Below are 17,144 nucleotides of genomic sequence, written 5' to 3' on the forward strand. Positions count from 1 at the left end.
GGCTGTGGGGGGCCGAGGGGTGGAGCTGAGGCGTTGAAGAGAGGCGGGCCGTCAGCGGCCGGTGTCGAAGACCTCGTCGCGTGTCGTCGCGAGCGCGCTCTCCAACGCACCCCGCAGTACGGGGTGTTCACGGACGTCGCCGACGACGAGGCGGGGGCGGGCCGCGGCCAGTTCCTCCAGCTCGTCCTGGACGAGGGTGCGCAGCACCTCGCCGCCGGCGGTGAGCGAGGCGCCGCTGAGGACGACCAGCTCGGGGTCGAGGACGGAGACCAGGGAGGCGAGACCGGTGGCCAGCCGGGTCGCGTAGGTCTGCAGGAGCAGCCGGTGCATGACGGTGTCCTCGGTGGCGGCCCGTTGGATGAGGGTCGCGGCGGCCTCGGGGTACGGCGTCGACGGGACGTGGGACATGCCGAGCTCGTGTGCGAGCCGGGGGATCGCCTGTGAACCGGCGAGTTCCTGGTAGCCGCCACTGTTGGCTTTGGTCACCTGCCGGACCAGGGGGGTGCCGGGAACCGGCAGGAAACCTACCTCGCCCGCGCCGCCGGTCCAGCCGCGGTGCAGCCGGCCGCCGAGGACCAGGGCGGCACCCAGGCCGCCCTCGTTCCACAGCAGTACGAAGTCCTCGTGACCGCGGGCCGCGCCGAGCCGCTGCTCGGCCACCGCCACGAGGTTGACGTCGTTCTCGTACTCGACCGGCATGGGCAGGGCCGCGGCGAGTTCGTCGAGCAGCGCGGGGGTGTGCCAGCCGGGGAGGTGGGAGGCGTAGCGCAGCCGGCCCGTGTTGGGGTCGAAGGCGCCGGGGGTGCCGATGACGAGCCGGCGGACGTCGTCGCGGGCGAGGCCCGCCGCCTTCACCGCGCCGTCCAGGGCGTCGGTGACCTGCCGGACCACGGGGTGGGCCGGGCGTCTGCCGGGGGTGGGCAGTTCGTACGACCCGATCGTGCGGCCGGTGACATCGGCTACGGCGGCGAGGATGCGTTCGGGAGTGACATCGAGCCCCGCGGCGTACGCGGAGGTCGGATTGACCTCGTACAGCTGGGCGTTGGGGCCGGGGCGGCCCTCCGTGGTGCCGGTCGCCAGCACGAGGCCGGCGGCCTCCAGGCGGGCCAGCAGCTGGGAGGCGGTCGGCTTGGACAGGCCGGTGAGCTTGCCGATCCGCGTGCGGGACAGCGGCCCGTGCTCCAGGAGGAGGTCCAGGGCGGCACGGTCGTTCATGGCGCGCAGGACGCGTGGGGTGCCCGGCGTACCGGCGGTTCCTGCCATGGGATCGACACCTGCCTCTCGGCTGACCAGCTTCTCAGCGATCTACGACGGAAGTCCATCCAGGATCACTGTTAGGAAAGTTTCCTGTCTGGTTGTCGAGGAACGTAGACCCGAACGGAAGGTGGCGTCAAGAGAGGTCTATACCAGGCGACCCAGTCGTTACGTGGCGCCGCTGTGCTGGGCCACCTGCTCGTGCCGGGGGAGCAGGAGCGGTGTCGCCAGCAGCAGGACTCCGGCGAGGGCGATCGCCGTGCGCGGACCGGTCTGCGACGCCAGCAGGCCCCACAGTGCCGTCATGGTCGCGGTCGTCGTCCTGCTGGTGATCGACCACGCCGACAGGGTGCGGGTCGTCCGGTCCGGCGGGGTCCGGTCGAGGCGGGTGGTGGCGAGCACCGGAGTGAAGACGCCCATGCAGGTGATCAGGCCGAACTCGACGGCCATGACGAGGAGCAGCCCGGGGGTGCCGGGGCCGACGAAGGCCAGGCCGACCGGCCAGCAGGCACGCAGGGTGCCCACGGTGAGGAGGACACGGTGTCGGCCGTGCCGGGCGACCAGCCGCCGGGACAGGCGCGAGCCCAGCAGGCCGCCCAGGCAGGGCACGGCGAAGGCGAGGCCGTACTGCCAGGGGGCGAAGCCGAGTTGGCCGAGCATGAGGACGGCGAGCAACGGGGCCGGCGCCATGATCAGGGCGTTGACCAGGAGGGTGTTGAGGAACAGGGGGCGCAGGGTGGGGTGGGTGAGGATGTGCTGCCAGCCTGCCGGGAGGTCACTCATGCGTAGACCGGCGGGGGCGGCGGGGGAGGGGTACTGCCTGTCGGTCGCCTGCCTGTCGGTCGCCTGCCTTTCGGCCGGGTGCCTTTCGGCCTGTCGGCTGCCGGTCTGTTGCCTTTCCTTACCGCTGATCGCGCGGATCCCCAGCGCCGACAGCAGATAGCTGGCCGCGTCCGCCAGTACGGTCGTCATCGGGCCGAACACGCCGATCGCCACCCCGCCGAGCGGTGGGCCGAGCGCGGTGGCCGTCCATGTCGTGGCCTCGAAGCGGCCGTTCGCGACGAGCAGGTCCTCCGGCGGCACGAGCGATTTCAGATACGCCCCGCTCGCCGCGCCGAACGTGATGTCCGCCGCGGCGACCACCACCGACACCACCAGCAGTTGGCCGAGGCCGAGCTCGTCCAGCGCGAACGCGGCGGGGACGCTCAGCAGCGCCGCGCACCGGACCAGGTCCGCCGCGATCATCACGGGCCGCTTCCGGCGGAACTCCACCCACGCCCCGAGCGGCACCGCCACCACCGCTCCGACCGCGAGCCCCGAGGCCGCCAGCAGCGCCACCTCGGTCGCCCCGGCGTGCAGGACGACGACCGCGATCAGCGGGAAGGCGTCGAAGGCCAGCCGCGTGCCGAACGTACTGACCGCGTACGCCGCCCACAGCCACCCGAACCGCCGCCCCAACGACCGCCCGCCGCCCGCCACCTGTCCACCGCCCTGCCCGTCCCGCCCCGCACAACCGCGCGTTGACCCGGGACATCCAAGCCAGCGGGACACGCCCAGGGCAAACAACCGAGGGGCAGAGCCGCACAACCGTTGGTTGTGTCTGCCCGTCGTGCCCGTCGCACCCGTCGCTGTCCTTCGTCCGGAGCTCGACCAGCGGGAGCGCGATCACGCGATCGTCGAGGGGCCGCTACTTCGTCACGCTCGGCGGTGCCAGCGGCGTCGCGGCCTGGGCCTGGGGTGAGGAGGTGTTGGCGTAGGCCGAGGGGGCGGCCATGCCCGCCGTCGGGTCCGCCGTGGGCTCGCCGTCCACCAGGACGGGAGCGCGGCCGACGATCGGGATGTCGGCCGCGTCGAAGGCGCGCTTGACGCGCCAGCGCAGTTCGCGTTCGACGGTCAGGGACTTGCCGGGCATGGTCTTCGCGGAGACGCGGACGACCATCGAGTCCAGCAGCACGCTGTCCAGGCCGAGGACCTCGATCGGGCCCCAGAGGAGCTCGTTCCAGGGCTCCTCCTTGCTCATCTTCTCGGCGACCGCGTCGATGGTGCCCTTGACCTTGTCCAGGTCCTCGGAGGAGCGGACGGTGACGTCGACGCCGGCCGTCGACCAGCCCTGGGAGAGGTTGCCGATGCGCTTGACCTCGCCGTTGCGGACGTACCAGATCTCGCCGTTGTCGCCGCGCAGCTTGGTCACGCGCAGGCCCACCTCGATGACCTCACCGGAGGCGACGCCGGCGTCGATCGAGTCGCCGACGCCGTACTGGTCCTCCAGGATCATGAAGACACCGGAGAGGAAGTCGGTGACGAGGTTGCGGGCACCGAAGCCGATCGCGACGCCCGCGACACCGGCGGAGGCGAGCAGTGGGGCCAGGTTGATGTCGAAGGCGGACAGGGCCATCAGCGCGGCCGTGCCCATGATCAGGAAGCTGGCCACCGAGCGCAGGACCGAGCCGATCGCCTGGGAGCGCTGACGGCGGCGCTCGACGTTGACCAGGAGGCCGCCGATCGCCGTGCCGTCGACCGCCTGCACGGTGCGGTTCATCCGGTCTATGAGCTTGGTGATCGCCCGTCGGATCGCCACTCTCAGCACCGCCGCGATCACCAGGATCAGCAGGACCTTGAGACCTATCGCGAGCCAGGTCGACCAGTTCTGCTCGACCCAGCTCGCGGCCTGGGTCGCGCTCTCGTGGGCGTCCTGGATCGAGGGAACCGCGGGGGTCGTCGACTCCGAGGGGGTGGGTGACGGGGTCGAAGCGGCGGCGAGTAGGCCGGCGGGCAAGGACACGGAAGGTACCTCCAGGTGCAGCGTCCGCCCCATCGGCATGCGGTCAAGGTCACGAAAAGGTCACCGGCAGGGCAGGCCCACCACACTATCGGGGCATCGTGTGTGGATCGGCGCCATGTTCGAGGGAGAAATGGTGCCCACCTGGGGATGAACTGGTGGGATGAACAGTTCGTCGTCCTGGGGATGAATCAGATGTGGTCGAAAACACTCCCAGCCCGTTACCGGCACATGGTGGCGCTTTCACCAGGCAAGAGGGGAGACTGACTACAGATCGTCCCGGCGCGAGCCACGCGCCGCCGACGCCCAAGGAGGCATCCGTGCCGCATGTCCTGGTCCTCAACGCGTCGTACGAGCCACTCGGCGTCGTACCGCTCCGCCGCGCGCTCGTCCTCGTCCTCGAGAACAAGGCCGTATGCCTCGAGGAGTCCGGCGCCTTCATGCACAGCGCGACCGTCACAGTCCCCGCACCCAGCGTGGTCCGGCTCAAGCGATTCGTCCGGGTTCCCTATCGGGGGCCCGTTCCTCTTACCCGCAGGGCGCTCTTCGCGCGTGACGGGGGCCGGTGCATGTACTGCGGTGGCGTCGCAACCAGCGTCGACCACGTCATCCCGCGCAGCCGCGGGGGCAAGCACGTCTGGGACAACGTGGTGGCCTCGTGTCGCCGCTGCAACCACGTGAAGGCCGACCGACACCTGTTCGAAATCGGCTGGCGGCTGCGCCACAAACCCGCTCCACCCACCGGTCTCGCCTGGCGCATCATCGGCACCGGGCATAGGGACCCGCGCTGGCTGCCGTATTTGCAGCCATTCGGCGCGGAGGACGCCATGGCCCGGATCGACGGCATTTCCGCCTGACGACCCGGGCCTTCGCATACCTGCTGTGCGGCGCCTGCAACCGTCCGGCCCCGAGGGTCCCCCGTGCCCCCGGGGCCGGACGGCTGCGTGGCCGTGCGGCCGTTCTCCTCCGGGCCGCGGCCCGGTTCTCGCGCGGGCCGCGGTACCGCTGTCACACGTACCGCAGCTCCGCCGGGCGCACCGAGCGGTGCAGCAGGGGCAGTGAGGTGGCCGCCGCAAGCAGGCAGCAGGCGTACACCGCGAGGGGAACCAGCAGGGAGACGTACGGCACGTCCGGCACCACGTACTCCGTGGTGATCGACGCGTACCCAGCCCCGATCGCCATGCCGCCGGCGCCCGCCGCCACGACCGCCGGGATCAGCGGGAGCGCGGTCTCCAGGAACAGCGCCCGGGCCAGCACCCCGCGCGGCACCCCGGCCGCGTTCTGCACCGCCAGGCCCCGGCGCCGGGTAGCCAGGGACTCGGCGGTACCGACGGCGAGAGCCGACAGGACGATCCCGAGGGCGACGAGGATCGCGGCCGCCGTCAGATCGAGGCCCGCCGTGTAGAACTCCATGCGCATGCCCAGTTGGCCTTCGCGCCGCATGCCGTGCAGATCGGCGAGCAGCACCTGCCGCACTCCCACGAAGCCGGTGCCGACCACGGTCACCAGCAGCACGGCCCCGTGGGTGCGGGCCGCCGCCCACGGGTCGTCACGCAGCCGTTCCGCAGCGATCAGCAGGGCCGGGCGCTGGGCCCGGACCGCGAGGGTGCGGCCCAGCAGGCCGGAGGACCAGCCCGTCAGCCACACCGCCGCGGCACCGACGAGCAGGGTCATGGCCAGGATGATCACCGGGAGGGGGGAGAACACGTGGGGCCTGTCGAACACGGGGGTCAGCAAGGTCAGTACCGCCAACACCGCGAGCAGCCCGGCCCCCGCCAGGAACACCCGCCCCGGACGCTGGGCGGTCCGCACCCGGCGCACCCAGCCGAGCGGTGACGCCACCACCCGGCGCAACGCCAGCGCGGCCGCCGCCGCGCCCAGCGCCGGTACCGCCAGGGCGACCAGGGTCATCCCCGCCCAGGCGAGAGCGGTCGGACTGGTCCACAAGGACAGCAGTACCGGAACCGCGACCGCGGTGGCGAGCGCCGAGCCCAGCAGACAGGCGATCCCCGTCTCCAGCGCGGCGATCCGGCGCACCTGCCAGGGAGCGGCCCCGGCCAGCCGCAGCCCGGCGAGCCGCCGGTCGCGGTGGACGGCGCCGATCCGCGCGGTCTGGCCGAGGAAGCCGAGCACCGGGATGAGAAGGAGTGCCAGGCTGAAGATCACCCCGGAGCGCTGTCCCGGGGCGTGCAGCAGGCCGTGCGCGAGCGGCACGCTGTTGTAGCCGTCGAGCGAGGCCAGCGCGACGCCCGCCTGCGCGAACCCGGTCGCCAGCGCCGCCCCGACCGCGGTGAGTCCGACCCGCCACCACTCGCGCCGGTCGGATCCCCGGGTGAGCTGCCAGGCCAGCCGAAGGTCGGTGCTCATGAGGTCACCTCCGGGCCGGTCACGGTCGCGCCGCGACGTCGGAATCCGTCGCCGAGTCCGGCGGGTCTCACTACCGCCGCCTCCGGTCGGGCGGCGATCCTCCCGCCGCCGCAGAGCTCGTTCCTCATGCCGCCACCTCCAACGGCGCCACGGTCCCGTCGGCCAGCCGCACCTCGCGGTCCGCGTACGCCGCCACCTGGGCGTCGTGCGTGATCAGCAGCACCGCCGTACCCGACTCGCGGGCCGTGTGTGTCAGGGCCGTCATCACCTGCTCGCTCGCCAGTGAGTCCAGCGCCCCGGTCGGCTCGTCCGCGAAGACGATCTTCGGGCCGGTGACCAGCGCACGGGCCAGGGCCACCCGCTGCGTCTGGCCGCCGCTCATCTCGCCCGGCCGCAGCTCCTCCTGCCCGCGCACCCCGAACCGCTCCAGCCACTCACCGGCCCTCGCCTGCGCCTCCTGCCGTCGGGCACCGGCGAGCAGCAGCGGCAGGGCGACGTTGTCCAGGGCCGTCAGCTCGGGGATCAGCTGCCCGAACTGGAAGACCACGCCGAACTCCGTACGCCGCAGCTCGCTCAGCCGTTTCTCCGGCAACTGGTCCAGCCGCTCCCCGTCGTACGTCACCGCACCGGTGTCCGGGCGGACGATGCCGGCCAGACAGTGCAGCAGCGTGGATTTCCCGCCGCCGCTGGCGCCGGTGACCGCGAGGATCTCGCCCGCCCGCAGCTCGATGGAGGCGCCGCGCAGGGCCTGTGTCCTGCCGTGCGCCTTGACGAGGTCACGGGCCGCCAGCAGCGGCACCGCGCTTCCCGTTGTATTGCTCATCCTGCGTCGACCTCCGCGGTCAGGGTGGTGAGCCGGGCCGCCGTGGTCGTCATCCAACGGAGGTCGGCGTCGAGGTGGTTGAGGGCGTAGTCCGCCGAGAGGACGGTCGCGAGATCGCTGCCCTGCGCGGTCTTGACCGCCGTGAGCTCGCGCATCCGCGTCATATGGGCGGCGCGCTGGGCGCGCAGATAGGCGTCGGGGTCGCCGCCGGACAGGATCGAGACGACGACCTTGGCGAAGATCTCGTTCGTCACGAACGGCGCGGGTGGCGCGATCTTCCCGGCCCACTCGGTCAGTTCACGCGCTCCGTCCTCCGTGGAGCGGTACACGGTCCGCTCCGGGCCGCCGTCCGAGTCGATGCCGTCGACCTCGGCGAGTCCGTCGCGGACCAGCCGCTGCAAGGTCGTGTAGACCTGCCCGTAGGCCAGCGGGCGGGCCTGCGGGAAGCGTTCGTCGTGCCGTCGCTTGAGGTCGTAGCCATGGCTCGGCCCCGTGGCGAGCAGCCCCAACAGGATGTGGCGGGTGCTCATGCGGATCATTATGTACTGAGTACATGTACTGAGTGAATAGTGATCAGGAAAATGGTCCGGGAGGGGCTGCCTTCGCAACAGGATGTGCGGAACAGAATGTGAGGAGAGGCACGTTGTTTCTCTTTGCACGTCTGCCGTCGCGTCCGCTGGGTAGGGCTGCGGTAACCCACGTCGTACTCGACAAGGAGGTCCCCGTGGCCACAGCATCGGCCCTGTCCAAACCTGAGGCGCCCATCGAGCCCGAGATGTACGAAGGCGTCTTCACCGAACCCGGGATGCACGCCTGCGTCTTCAGCGCCGAGGGCGCCTGCTTCGAAACCCCCCTCACCAGCGAACCACCCCTCCCCGACGCCGAGCCCCTCACCAGCGAGCCGCCGCTCGCCGACGCCGCGCCGCTGACGAGCGAGGCCGCGACCTGGGACATGGGCATGGACCTGGGTATGGACACCGGTATGGACTTGGACATGTACTCCACGAGGCCGTAGATGACAGGACAGCGGTCGGCCGAAGCCCCTGCCGAGGACCCAGCGGGTCCCGAAGGTCTCCCTTCCGACGACCTGTCGCGGCTCGCAGAGCTGCACGGCGTCGCCACCTCCTACCAGCCGTCCGCCGACCGCACGGTCACGGCCTCCGCCGCCGCCCTCACCCTCGCGCTGGCCGCCCTCGACGTCGACGCGAGCACGCCCGGTGCCGTCGCCGCCGCGCGCGCCGCGCGGGAGCGGGAGCTGCGCGAGCGGCTGCTGCCGCCGACGACGGTGTGCTGGGGCGGCACCGAACCCGACGCGCTGGCCACGCTGCCCTCCGGCACCCGGCTGCGCATCGAGACCGAACAGGGCGAGACCCGCACCGCCGTCGCCCAACTCCCGCCCGGCGTGCACCGTTTGACCGCCACCACCCCGGACGGCCGTACGGCGACCAGCCACCTGGTCGTCGCCCCGCCCCGCCTGCGCACGCCCGCCGGCCGCTCGTACGGCCTTCTGGTCCAGCTCTACTCCCTCCTCTCCCGCCGCTCCTGGGGCATGGGCGACCTCGGTGACCTCGCCGAGCTGGCCGCCTGGGCCGGCCGGGCGCTCGGCGCCGGATTCGTGCAGGTCAACCCGTTGCACGCGGCCGTGCCCGGTGCCCCGACCGACCCGTCCCCGTACCGCCCGTCCTCCCGGCGCTTCCCCGACCCGGTGCATCTGCGGGTCGAGGGCGTGCCCGAGTTCGCGTACGTCGAGGACCGCGAGCGGGTGCGGGCGCTGCTGGAACGGGCCGGGCGGCTGCGTGCGGCGGTGCTGGAGAAGGGGGAACTGATCGACCGGGACGCGGTCTGGGAGGCCAAGCGGGAGGCGCTGGAGCTGCTGCGCGAGGTGCCGCTCGGGCCGGGACGACGGGCCGCGTACGTCGACTTCCTCGCGCGGGAGGGCCAGGCGCTGGAGGACCACGCCACCTGGTGCGCGCTGGCCGAGGTGCACGGCTCGGACTGGCCGCGGTGGCCGGCGGGGCTACGGGATCCACGGTCGCCCGAAACCGCCCGCGCGCGGGGCGAGTTGATGGACCGGGTCGACTTCCACTGCCGTCTCGCGTGGCTCACCGACGGCCAGCTGGCCGAGGCCCAGCGGGTCGCGCGGGAGGCGGGGATGCCGGTCGGGATCGTGCACGACCTGGCGGTCGGCGTGCACCCCGGGGGCGCGGACGCCTGGGCACAGCAGGAGTACTTCGCGGCCGGGATGTCGGTGGGCGCCCCGCCGGACGCCTTCAACGCCCGCGGCCAGGACTGGGGGCTGCCGCCCTGGCGGCCGGACCGGCTGGCCGAGTCGGGATATGAGCCGTACCGCCGCCTGCTCAGGGCGCTCTTCCGCTATGCGGGCGCGCTGCGCATCGACCATGTGATGGGGCTGTTCCGGCTGTGGTGGGTGCCGCAGGGGCAGCCGCCCACGGAGGGGACGTACGTCCGCTACGACGCCGAGGCGATGCTCGCGATCCTGGTGCTGGAGGCATCCCGGGCCGGGGCGGTGGTGATCGGGGAGGACCTCGGCACGGTGGAGCCGGGGGTGCGGGAGACGCTGCGCTCGCGGGGTGTGCTCGGCACCTCGGTGCTGTGGTTCGAACGGGACTGGGACGGCGACGGCCGCCCCCTGTCGCCGGACTCCTGGCGCGCCGACTGCCTCGCCACCGTCACCACCCACGACCTGCCGCCCACCGCGGCCCGCCTCACCGGCGACCACGTCGAACTCCGCGACGGCCTCGGCCTGTTGACCCGCCCCCTGGAGCAGGAGCGGGCCGAAGCGGCGGCGGACACCGGCGAGTGGCTGGAGCTGCTGTCCCGGCTCGGCCTGCTGCGGGGCACCCATGGCGGGCAGTGCACCTCGGAGGAGGAGGCCGAGATCCAGGCCGTCCACCGCTTCCTGCTGCGCACCCCGGCCCGCATGGTCGGCGTCTGGCTCCCGGACGGCGTGGGCGACCGCCGCCCGCAGAACCTGCCGGGGACCTGGGACCAGTACCCGAACTGGCGGCTGCCGATCGCGGACGCGGAGGGCAAGGCGGTGACGCTGGAGGAACTGGCGGGGTCGGCCCGGGTGCGGGCGTTGGTGGAGGTGCTGCGGGCGGGATCGGGAGCGGGATCCTGACCTGTCGGGCGGGACTGACCGCACCCCCAACGCTGGGGGGCGGATCGCCTCATACGGCACCCCGGGCGCGCGGCCCCTCGTGGGGTTCGGTACTTTTGGCCCCGTGGACAAGAAGAACGCCCTGCGCGCCGGCGCCCTGGCCGCCGGTACGACGCTGATGATGCTGCTCATGTCGTCCCCCGCGCTCGCGCTGACGCGTGACGACGGTGACGACCCCGGCCCGGGCCTGAGCGTCATCGAGACGCTGGGCCAGTTCGTCCTGGCCCCCCTCGTGGTGTTCGCGGTCATCGCGGGCCTCGTGATGGTCCTGGACCGCTCCACGGACCGCCAGCCGAAGGCCAAGGCCAAGGCGAAGGCCTGATCAGGGCTTCCGCCCGGCTCGGCCCCTCCTCAGCTTTCCCCGAGGGCGCCGGCCCCGTCGTGCGTACGCGCATCCGCCGTACGTCGACGAGGTCGGCGCCCTCGGCATGTTCTCCGGCGGGACCCTCACGCCCGGTGATGCTCACGCCGGGTGGCTCTCACGCCGGCTGACCCTCACGCCGGGTACGGCGCCGTCAGATACCGCTGCACCGTGGGCGCCAGCCACGCCACGATCTCCTCGGGGGCCAGGGCCACGGAGGGCGGGAACCGCAGCACGTAGCGTGTGAGCGCCAGCCCGAGCAGCTGCGACGACACCAGCGCGGCCCGCGCCGGAGCCTGTTCAGGGTCGGGGCAGGCCCGACGGGCGACCGGCAGCAACTGGTCCGCGAAGATGCCCCGCATCCGCTCGGCCCCGGCCTGGTTGGTCGCGCCGACCCGGAGCAGGGCCGTGAGCACCTCGTTCTTCTCCCACATGTCCACGAAGTGGGTCACGAGCGTCCGTCCGGCGTCGTCCCGGGACAGCGACGCGGGGTCCGGCAGTTTCAGGTCGATGGAGACGGCCGCCGCGAACAGGCCCTCCTTGTTGCCGTAGTAGCGCATCACCATCGACGGGTCGATGTTCGCGTGCTTGGCGATCGCGCGGATGGTGGCGCGCTCGTAACCGTCGGCCGCGAAGCGCTCGCGGGCCGCTTCGAGGATCGCCGTGCGGGTGGCGTCGGAGCGGCGTGCTGGGGTGGAGGGCTTGCCCTGCATCATGCCAACAAGCGTAGGTCAACATGCGTGGGCCAACAAGTGTTGACGTCTTCATCGGTGCGGCTCTATCGTTGCCAACAAGCGTTGACCAACAACTGTTGGCATCCAGGAGGCCACTATGAACGGCACCGGCACCAACCCCACCCACCCCGTGCTCGTCGTCGGCTCCGGCCCCACCGGGCTTCTCCTGGCCGGCGACCTCGCCGCCGCCGGAGTCCCCGTCACCCTCGTCGAGAAGCGCCCGCACGAGATCAGCAACCTCTCCCGCGCCTTCGGCGTGCACGCCCGGACCCTGGAACAGCTCGACGCCCGCGACCTGGCCGACGAGTTGCTCGCCACCGGCAGCACCATCACCGAACTGCGCCTCTTCCGCCGCCTCTCTCTCGACCTGGGCACGCTGCCGTCCCGCTTCCCGTTCCTCCTCATCACCCCCCAGTACGAGGTCGAGCGGCTGCTGGAGCGGCGGGCGCGTGAGCTCGGCGTCGAGTTCCGCCACGAGAGCGAGGTCGTCGGGCTGCGGCAGGACGACAGCGGGGTCGACCTCGACGTGCGCGGCCCGGACGGGGAGGTCGTCACCCACCGAGCCGCATACGTCGTCGGCGCGGACGGCCACCGCAGCGCCGTACGCCGGGCGGTCGGCCAGCCCTTCCCCGGCGTCTCCGTCATCAAGTCCCTGTTCCTGGCGGACGTACGCCTCGCCGAGCGGCCGGACAGCGTGCTCACCGTCAACGGGGCCGGCGACGCCTTCGCGATGATCGTGGCCTTCGGTGACGGCTGGTACCGCGTGATGGGCTGGAACCGTCGCCACGAGGTCCCCGACGACGCCCCGCTCGCCCTCGACGAGGTCAAGGAGGTCACCCGTCGCGCCCTGGGCACCGACTACGGCATGCGTGACGCGCGCTGGCTCTCCCGCTTCCACAGCGACGAGCGTCAGGCGCCCGAGTACCGGGTCGGACGGGTCCTCCTCGCCGGTGACGCCGCGCACGTCCACTCGCCGGCGGGTGGCCAGGGCATGAACACCGGCCTCCAGGACGCGGCAAACCTCGGCTGGAAGCTCGCCGCCGTCGTCAAGGGCCGCTCGCCCGAGAGCCTTCTGGACACCTACCAGGCCGAGCGCCACCCGGTCGGCGAGGCGGTGCTGCGCAGCAGCGGCGGGCTGGTCCGGCTGGCGCGGGCCCGGAACCCGGCCCTGCGTGCCGTACGCGCCCTCGTCTCCGCCTTCGTCAACGCCGCCCGGCCCGCTCAGGCGAAGGCCCTGGCCCAGATCTCGGGCATCGGCTACCGGTACGCCGCTCCGCGCGGCTCCCACCGCCTGGTCGGCACCCGCGTCCCCGACGTCCCGCTGGAGGGCGGCCGGCTGTACGAGGCACTGCGCGGCGGGCGGTTCGTGCTGATCACCCCGAAGGCCGCGGAGGTGTCCTCGGACCAGGGCTCCCGCGAGGACCGGCTGTCCGTGGAGCGCTGGGCGAGCGACCGCCGTACGACCGTGCTGGTGCGGCCCGACGGATACGTGGCGTGGGCGGCGGACGGGGTGGACACGCGGGCGGTCTGGGCGGCCCTCGCCGCGCACGTGGGGTGAACGGGGCCTCCGCGTACCGCCCGTCGGCCGGTTGGCGACTACCTGGTTGGCGACTACCGGGTTTCGGGCGTCCCCGCCAGCAGCTCCCGCAACAGGTCGGCCAATCGGTCGGCCTGTTCGTCGTCGAGGGCCGACAGGGCCTCCGTCTGGACGGCGAGGCCGGCGCCGACCGCCTCGTCGATGAGGTGCAACCCCTTCTCGGTGAGGGTGACTTGCAGGCCGCGGCGGTCGTGCGGATCGGGGGAGCGGCGCAGCAGGCCGGCCCGTTCCAGCTTGTCGAGGCGGCCGGTCATGCCGCCGGTGGTGAGCATGAGCGTCGCCGAGAGCTGGCGGGGCGAGAGCGTGTGCGGCTCACCGGCGCGGCGCAGGGTCGCCAGGACGTCGAACTCGCCGCGCGAGATGCCGTGGGGCGCGTACGCCTTCTCCATGCGGTCGCCCATCGTGCGCGAGAGGCGGAAGATCCGCCCGAAGACCTCCATCGCCTTGGTGTCGAGGTCGGGCCGCACGGCCGCCCACTGGTCGATGATCGCGTCGACGGGGTCCTTGGGCTGCGGACGTTCGCTCATGCGCCGAGTATCGGCGGTCGGACGCTCGGTCGCAAGAAAGTGGCTTGACGGAAAGTAGCTTACGACTAAGCTACTTTCCATCGACCTACTTTGAAGGGTGTGTGTGCCGTGCGTGCACTGATACTCCTCACCGCGCTCGCCCCCGTCTCCTGGGGCACGACCTACGCGGTCACCACCGAGTTCCTGCCGCCCGACCGCCCCCTGTTCACCGGCCTGATGCGCGCTCTGCCCGCCGGTCTGCTGCTGCTCGCCCTGGCCCGGGTCCGCCCGCGCGGTGCCTGGTGGTGGAAGTCGGCGGTGCTGGGCGCGCTGAACATCGGCGCCTTCTTTCCGCTGCTGTTCCTGTCCGCCTACCGGCTGCCCGGTGGCATGGCGGCGGTCGTGGGCTCGGTCGGGCCGCTGTTCGTCGCCGGGCTCGCGGCGGTGCTGCTGGGGGAGCGGCCGACCGTACGGACGCTGCTCACCGCGGTCGTGGCCGCGTTCGGGGTCAGCCTCGTCGTGCTGCGGGCGGCCGGTGCCCTGGACGCGCTGGGCGTCCTGGCGGCGCTCGCCTCCACCGCCTCGATGTCCACGGGCACGGTGCTGACCAAGCGCTGGGGGCGCCCGGACGGCGTCGGCCCGCTCGCCCTCACCGGATGGCAGTTGACGGCCGGCGGCCTGCTCATCGCCCCGCTCGCCCTCCTGGTCGAGGGCGCGCCGCCCGCGCTCGACGGCCCGGCGATCGGCGGCTACCTCTATCTGGCGCTGGCGAACACGGCCCTCGCGTACTGGCTCTGGTTCCGCGGCATCGGCCGCCTCACCGCCACCCAGGTCACCTTCCTCGGGCCGCTGTCCCCGCTGACCGCCGCGGTGGTCGGCTGGGCCGCGCTGGACCAGGCGCTGACGCCGCTCCAGCTGGTGGGCATGGCGCTCGCGTTCGGGGCGACCGTGGTGGGGCAGACCGGGGCGGGGCGCCGGGCGGCTGTCCGCGGGGTGGCTGTGAGCGCGGCCGGTGGCGAATCTTTCAGTTCTACTGAAGAGAAGCATCGAAAAGATTCGATGGACGTGACGGTTCAGGCGCTGCGACGGTAGATCGAGCCCGATCACCGACCAGCGAAAGGATTTCCGTGACCGTCGTCCTCCCCAGGACAGCAACCCCGACCTCCCTCCCCAGGACAGCCGTCCTCGGCGTCGCGCTCGCCGCCCTCGCCACCGTCGTCTGGTCCGGCAGCTTCGTCACCTCCCGCGCGCTGCACGACAGCGTGCCGCCGGTGCAGCAGGCGTTCTGGCGGTGGCTGGTGGCGCTGGTCGCGGTGGCTCCGTTCGGGGCCCGGCAGGCATGGCGGCAGCGGAAGGTGATCCGCCGTCACCTCGGCTTCGTACTCCTCGCCTCGCTCCTCGGTGTCACCGTCTACAACACCCTCGTCAACCAGGCCGGGTTGACCACGTCCGCCGCCAACATGGGCATGATCATGGCTGCTTCACCGGTGCTGATGGCCGTGTTCGAGCGGGCCGCGGGGGTACGGCCGGGTGCGCGCCGGGTGGCGGGACTGGTGGTGGCCTGCGCGGGGGTCGTGCTGCTGATCGGGGGTGGCGCGGGCGGGGCCCGCTTCGCGGCCGGGGACCTGTGGATGGTGGCGGCGGCCTGCTGCTTCGGGTCGTACAGCGGACTGTTGCGGCGCAAGCCGGCGGAACTGGGCGGAACGGCCTTCCTGTTCACCGTCTTCCTGGTGGGTACGGCCCTGCTGCTGCCCGCGCAGGGGGTGAGCGTGGCGGTGCAGGGCGGCTTCGACCCGACACCCGGGACGGTCCTGCCGATCCTGTACGTCGGGGTCGCCTCGTCCGCTGTGGCCTTCTTCGCCTGGAACAGGGCGATCGCGCTGGTCGGCCCGAGCCGCGCCGGGGTCGTCTACTACCTCCAGCCGGTGTGCGTGTCGCTGCTGTCGTGGGCGGTGCTCGGTGAGACGACCGGCTGGGCCCAGGTGCTGTGCATGGCGATGATCCTGGGCGGGGTCGTACTGGGGGCGGGGGCGGGAGCGCGTCGGTGACGTAGGTTGCCGCCATGGTCGAGTGGGACATCCGGAAGCTCCAGATCCTGCGGACGTTGCGGGAACGGGGGACCGTGACGGCGACGGCCGAGGCGTTGCGGATGACGCCGTCGGCGGTGTCGCAGCAGCTGACGAATCTCGCCAGGCAGGTCGGGGTGCCGTTGCTGGAGGCGCAGGGGCGCCGGGTGCGGCTGACGGACGCGGCGCGGCTGGTGCTGCGGCATGCGGAGGCCGTGTTCGAACAACTGGAGCGGGCGGACGCCGAGTTGGCGGCGTACGCGCACGGTGAGGTCGGCGAGGTGCGGGTGGGTGCCTTCTCCACGGCGGTGCCGGCGCTGGTCGTCCCGGCTGTGCGGGCGCTGCGTGCGTCGCATCCCGGGGTGGTCGTACGGGTGCGGGAGGCCGAGGCCGGTGAGGCGTACGAGCTGCTGGCCGCCGGGGAGGTCGATCTCGCCCTGTCGCTCGCGGCGCAGGCACCGGTGGTGGGGGACGCGCGCTTCACGCGGGTGCCGTTGCTGGCGGATCCGCTGGACGTCGCCCTGCCCCAGGGGCACGGGCTGGCGGCCGCCGAGGGCCTTCGGCTGGCCGATCTCGCGGGGGAGGACTGGATCTTCGGCGGGAGCGGGCCGTGGTCGGACATCACCCGGGGGGCGTGCGAGGCAGCGGGGTTCAGCCCGCGACAGGGACATTCCGCGGCCGGGTGGACGGCGATCCTGGCGATGGTCGAGGCGGGGATGGGGGTGGCGTTGGTGCCGCGGATGGCTGCCGTGCCGCGGGGCGGGGTCGTGATGCGGGAGCTGGGGGAGGAGCGGCCGGTGCGGCATGTGGTGGCGGCCGTGCGCAAGGGCGGGGCGGATTCACCGGCGGTGGCGAGGATGCTCGACGCACTGCGCGGTCTCGACGCTCCGCGGAGTGCCACCGCCACGTAGCCGGGCACCTCGGCCCTGAGCCGGATCGGCGGCACTTCCGTAACGGGACCTCAGGGGCGGCGCACCTCATAGAGGAAGCATCCGTACTCGACGGCCCTGACGTGGACGAGCGCCACGGCCGGATCGTCGAACGCCTCCCCGAACGCCGCGGCGAACGCGTCCGCGTCCCCGACCAGCCGGCCGCCGAGGATGTGCCCCTCGGCCGAGTACCGGCGGACCACGCGGTGCGCGTTCACGAAGGGCAGGCCGGCCGGCTGCGGCCCGGCGCACTCCGCCGCGTGGACGAAGACGGGGCCCTGCTCGTCGTACGCGCCCGGATCGACGCCGTTCGCGGCCGCCCAGCGGCGCAGCGGGGCGTACGAGACGAGGGCGACCCGCTCCCCGGGTGCGCTTCTGCGCAGGCAGCAGCGCAGGGGCGACCCGCCCTCCTCGTCGGTCACGGGAACCGTCCGGCGTCCCGCGTCGTCAGCAGAGCGAAGCTCCTTCAGGGCCGTCGGATCGATGGGACGTGCGAGGTAGGTCGTCATGACCCCAGCCTCACGCGCGTGCGCCCCGTCCCACCGGC

The 17,144-nt window shown here is 72.7% G+C and carries 17 protein-coding genes; 8 read left to right on the forward strand and 9 right to left on the reverse strand.

What is annotated here, in order from left to right; genetic code table 11:
• Positions 1-51 precede the first annotated feature (51 nt).
• From ADK36_RS35035 to ADK36_RS35045, 3 genes are all read right to left on the reverse strand, one after another.
• Positions 52-1,263, reverse strand: coding sequence for an ROK family transcriptional regulator (locus ADK36_RS35035; protein ID WP_048585438.1), 1,212 nt, complete (start codon positions 1,261-1,263; stop codon positions 52-54).
• A 159-nt stretch (positions 1,264-1,422) separates the two neighbouring features.
• Entirely contained in the window at positions 1,423-2,733 is a 1,311-nt protein-coding gene (locus ADK36_RS35040; protein WP_053200440.1) for an MFS transporter, read from the reverse strand.
• A gap of 208 nt (positions 2,734-2,941) precedes the next feature.
• Positions 2,942-4,036 carry a mechanosensitive ion channel family protein gene (locus ADK36_RS35045; protein ID WP_048585481.1) on the reverse strand — a complete coding sequence of 365 codons (1,095 nt, stop codon included), beginning with the start codon at positions 4,034-4,036 and terminating at the stop codon, positions 2,942-2,944.
• A 317-nt stretch (positions 4,037-4,353) separates the two neighbouring features.
• On the opposite strand from ADK36_RS35045, the gene ADK36_RS35050 reads away from it, so the two are divergent.
• Complete coding sequence (locus ADK36_RS35050; protein WP_030049754.1) at positions 4,354-4,890, forward strand: HNH endonuclease; 537 nt, start codon at positions 4,354-4,356, stop codon at positions 4,888-4,890.
• Between the two features lie 151 nt (positions 4,891-5,041).
• Here ADK36_RS35050 and ADK36_RS35055 read toward each other — a convergent pair whose 3' ends face one another.
• The 3 genes from ADK36_RS35055 to ADK36_RS35065 form a co-directional block, all read right to left on the reverse strand.
• Positions 5,042-6,400: an FtsX-like permease family protein gene (locus ADK36_RS35055; protein WP_048585440.1), complete on the reverse strand. Its 1,359-nt coding sequence runs from the start codon at positions 6,398-6,400 to the stop codon at positions 5,042-5,044.
• Between the two features lie 124 nt (positions 6,401-6,524).
• On the reverse strand, positions 6,525-7,223 hold the full coding sequence (locus ADK36_RS35060) for an ABC transporter ATP-binding protein (protein WP_048585441.1): 699 nt from the start codon (positions 7,221-7,223) through the stop codon (positions 6,525-6,527).
• Complete coding sequence (locus tag ADK36_RS35065; RefSeq protein WP_048585442.1) at positions 7,220-7,753, reverse strand: PadR family transcriptional regulator; 534 nt, start codon at positions 7,751-7,753, stop codon at positions 7,220-7,222. Before ADK36_RS35065 ends, ADK36_RS35060 begins: the two co-directional genes overlap by 4 nt.
• A gap of 245 nt (positions 7,754-7,998) precedes the next feature.
• On the opposite strand from ADK36_RS35065, the gene ADK36_RS35070 reads away from it, so the two are divergent.
• From ADK36_RS35070 to ADK36_RS35080, 3 genes are all read left to right on the forward strand, one after another.
• Complete coding sequence (locus ADK36_RS35070) at positions 7,999-8,238, forward strand: hypothetical protein (RefSeq protein WP_048585482.1); 240 nt, start codon at positions 7,999-8,001, stop codon at positions 8,236-8,238.
• Positions 8,239-10,365, forward strand: coding sequence for a 4-alpha-glucanotransferase (malQ, locus tag ADK36_RS35075; protein WP_199830314.1), 2,127 nt, complete (start codon positions 8,239-8,241; stop codon positions 10,363-10,365). It abuts the gene before it with no gap.
• Positions 10,366-10,468: 103 nt separating this feature from the next.
• Positions 10,469-10,726 carry a hypothetical protein gene (locus tag ADK36_RS35080; protein ID WP_048585443.1) on the forward strand — a complete coding sequence of 86 codons (258 nt, stop codon included), beginning with the start codon at positions 10,469-10,471 and terminating at the stop codon, positions 10,724-10,726.
• A gap of 173 nt (positions 10,727-10,899) precedes the next feature.
• Here the strand turns inward: ADK36_RS35080 and ADK36_RS35085 are convergent, their stop codons facing one another.
• Positions 10,900-11,481, reverse strand: coding sequence for a TetR family transcriptional regulator (locus ADK36_RS35085; protein WP_053200442.1), 582 nt, complete (start codon positions 11,479-11,481; stop codon positions 10,900-10,902).
• 115 nt (positions 11,482-11,596) lie between these two features.
• Here ADK36_RS35085 and ADK36_RS35090 point away from each other — a divergent pair, with 115 nt between their 5' ends.
• Complete coding sequence (locus ADK36_RS35090; RefSeq protein ID WP_048585445.1) at positions 11,597-13,057, forward strand: FAD-dependent monooxygenase; 1,461 nt, start codon at positions 11,597-11,599, stop codon at positions 13,055-13,057.
• A gap of 53 nt (positions 13,058-13,110) precedes the next feature.
• On the opposite strand, the gene ADK36_RS35095 is transcribed toward ADK36_RS35090, so the two are convergent.
• Positions 13,111-13,623, reverse strand: coding sequence for a MarR family winged helix-turn-helix transcriptional regulator (locus tag ADK36_RS35095; protein WP_048585446.1), 513 nt, complete (start codon positions 13,621-13,623; stop codon positions 13,111-13,113).
• A gap of 99 nt (positions 13,624-13,722) precedes the next feature.
• Here ADK36_RS35095 and ADK36_RS35100 point away from each other — a divergent pair, with 99 nt between their 5' ends.
• The 3 genes from ADK36_RS35100 to ADK36_RS35110 are packed head-to-tail and all read left to right on the forward strand — an operon-like array spanning position 13,723 to position 16,579.
• Positions 13,723-14,694, forward strand: coding sequence for an EamA family transporter (locus tag ADK36_RS35100; RefSeq protein ID WP_053200444.1), 972 nt, complete (start codon positions 13,723-13,725; stop codon positions 14,692-14,694).
• Between the two features lie 35 nt (positions 14,695-14,729).
• Complete coding sequence (locus ADK36_RS35105) at positions 14,730-15,650, forward strand: DMT family transporter (protein WP_053200446.1); 921 nt, start codon at positions 14,730-14,732, stop codon at positions 15,648-15,650.
• A 14-nt stretch (positions 15,651-15,664) separates the two neighbouring features.
• Entirely contained in the window at positions 15,665-16,579 is a 915-nt protein-coding gene (locus ADK36_RS35110) for a LysR family transcriptional regulator (RefSeq protein ID WP_048585449.1), read from the forward strand.
• A 50-nt stretch (positions 16,580-16,629) separates the two neighbouring features.
• Here the strand turns inward: ADK36_RS35110 and ADK36_RS35115 are convergent, their stop codons facing one another.
• On the reverse strand, positions 16,630-17,106 hold the full coding sequence (locus ADK36_RS35115) for a DUF1203 domain-containing protein (RefSeq protein WP_053200449.1): 477 nt from the start codon (positions 17,104-17,106) through the stop codon (positions 16,630-16,632).
• Between the last annotated feature and the right edge of the window lie 38 nt (positions 17,107-17,144).

This window comes from Streptomyces viridochromogenes (assembly GCF_001270495.1).
Taxonomy (GTDB): Bacteria; Actinomycetota; Actinomycetes; order Streptomycetales; family Streptomycetaceae; genus Streptomyces; species Streptomyces viridochromogenes_A.

Coding starts and splice junctions, on each gene's coding strand:
- ADK36_RS35035 (WP_048585438.1), bottom strand. CDS start 1,263: ATGGCAGGAACCGCCGGTACGCCGGGCACCCCACGCGTCCTGCGCGCC.
- ADK36_RS35055 (WP_048585440.1), bottom strand. CDS start 6,400: ATGAGCACCGACCTTCGGCTGGCCTGGCAGCTCACCCGGGGATCCGAC.
- ADK36_RS35060 (WP_048585441.1), bottom strand. CDS start 7,223: ATGAGCAATACAACGGGAAGCGCGGTGCCGCTGCTGGCGGCCCGTGAC.
- ADK36_RS35065 (WP_048585442.1), bottom strand. CDS start 7,753: ATGAGCACCCGCCACATCCTGTTGGGGCTGCTCGCCACGGGGCCGAGC.
- ADK36_RS35070 (WP_048585482.1), top strand. CDS start 7,999: ATGTACGAAGGCGTCTTCACCGAACCCGGGATGCACGCCTGCGTCTTC.
- malQ (WP_199830314.1), top strand. CDS start 8,239: ATGACAGGACAGCGGTCGGCCGAAGCCCCTGCCGAGGACCCAGCGGGT.
- ADK36_RS35085 (WP_053200442.1), bottom strand. CDS start 11,481: ATGATGCAGGGCAAGCCCTCCACCCCAGCACGCCGCTCCGACGCCACC.
- ADK36_RS35090 (WP_048585445.1), top strand. CDS start 11,597: ATGAACGGCACCGGCACCAACCCCACCCACCCCGTGCTCGTCGTCGGC.
- ADK36_RS35095 (WP_048585446.1), bottom strand. CDS start 13,623: ATGAGCGAACGTCCGCAGCCCAAGGACCCCGTCGACGCGATCATCGAC.
- ADK36_RS35110 (WP_048585449.1), top strand. CDS start 15,665: ATGGTCGAGTGGGACATCCGGAAGCTCCAGATCCTGCGGACGTTGCGG.
- ADK36_RS35115 (WP_053200449.1), bottom strand. CDS start 17,106: ATGACGACCTACCTCGCACGTCCCATCGATCCGACGGCCCTGAAGGAG.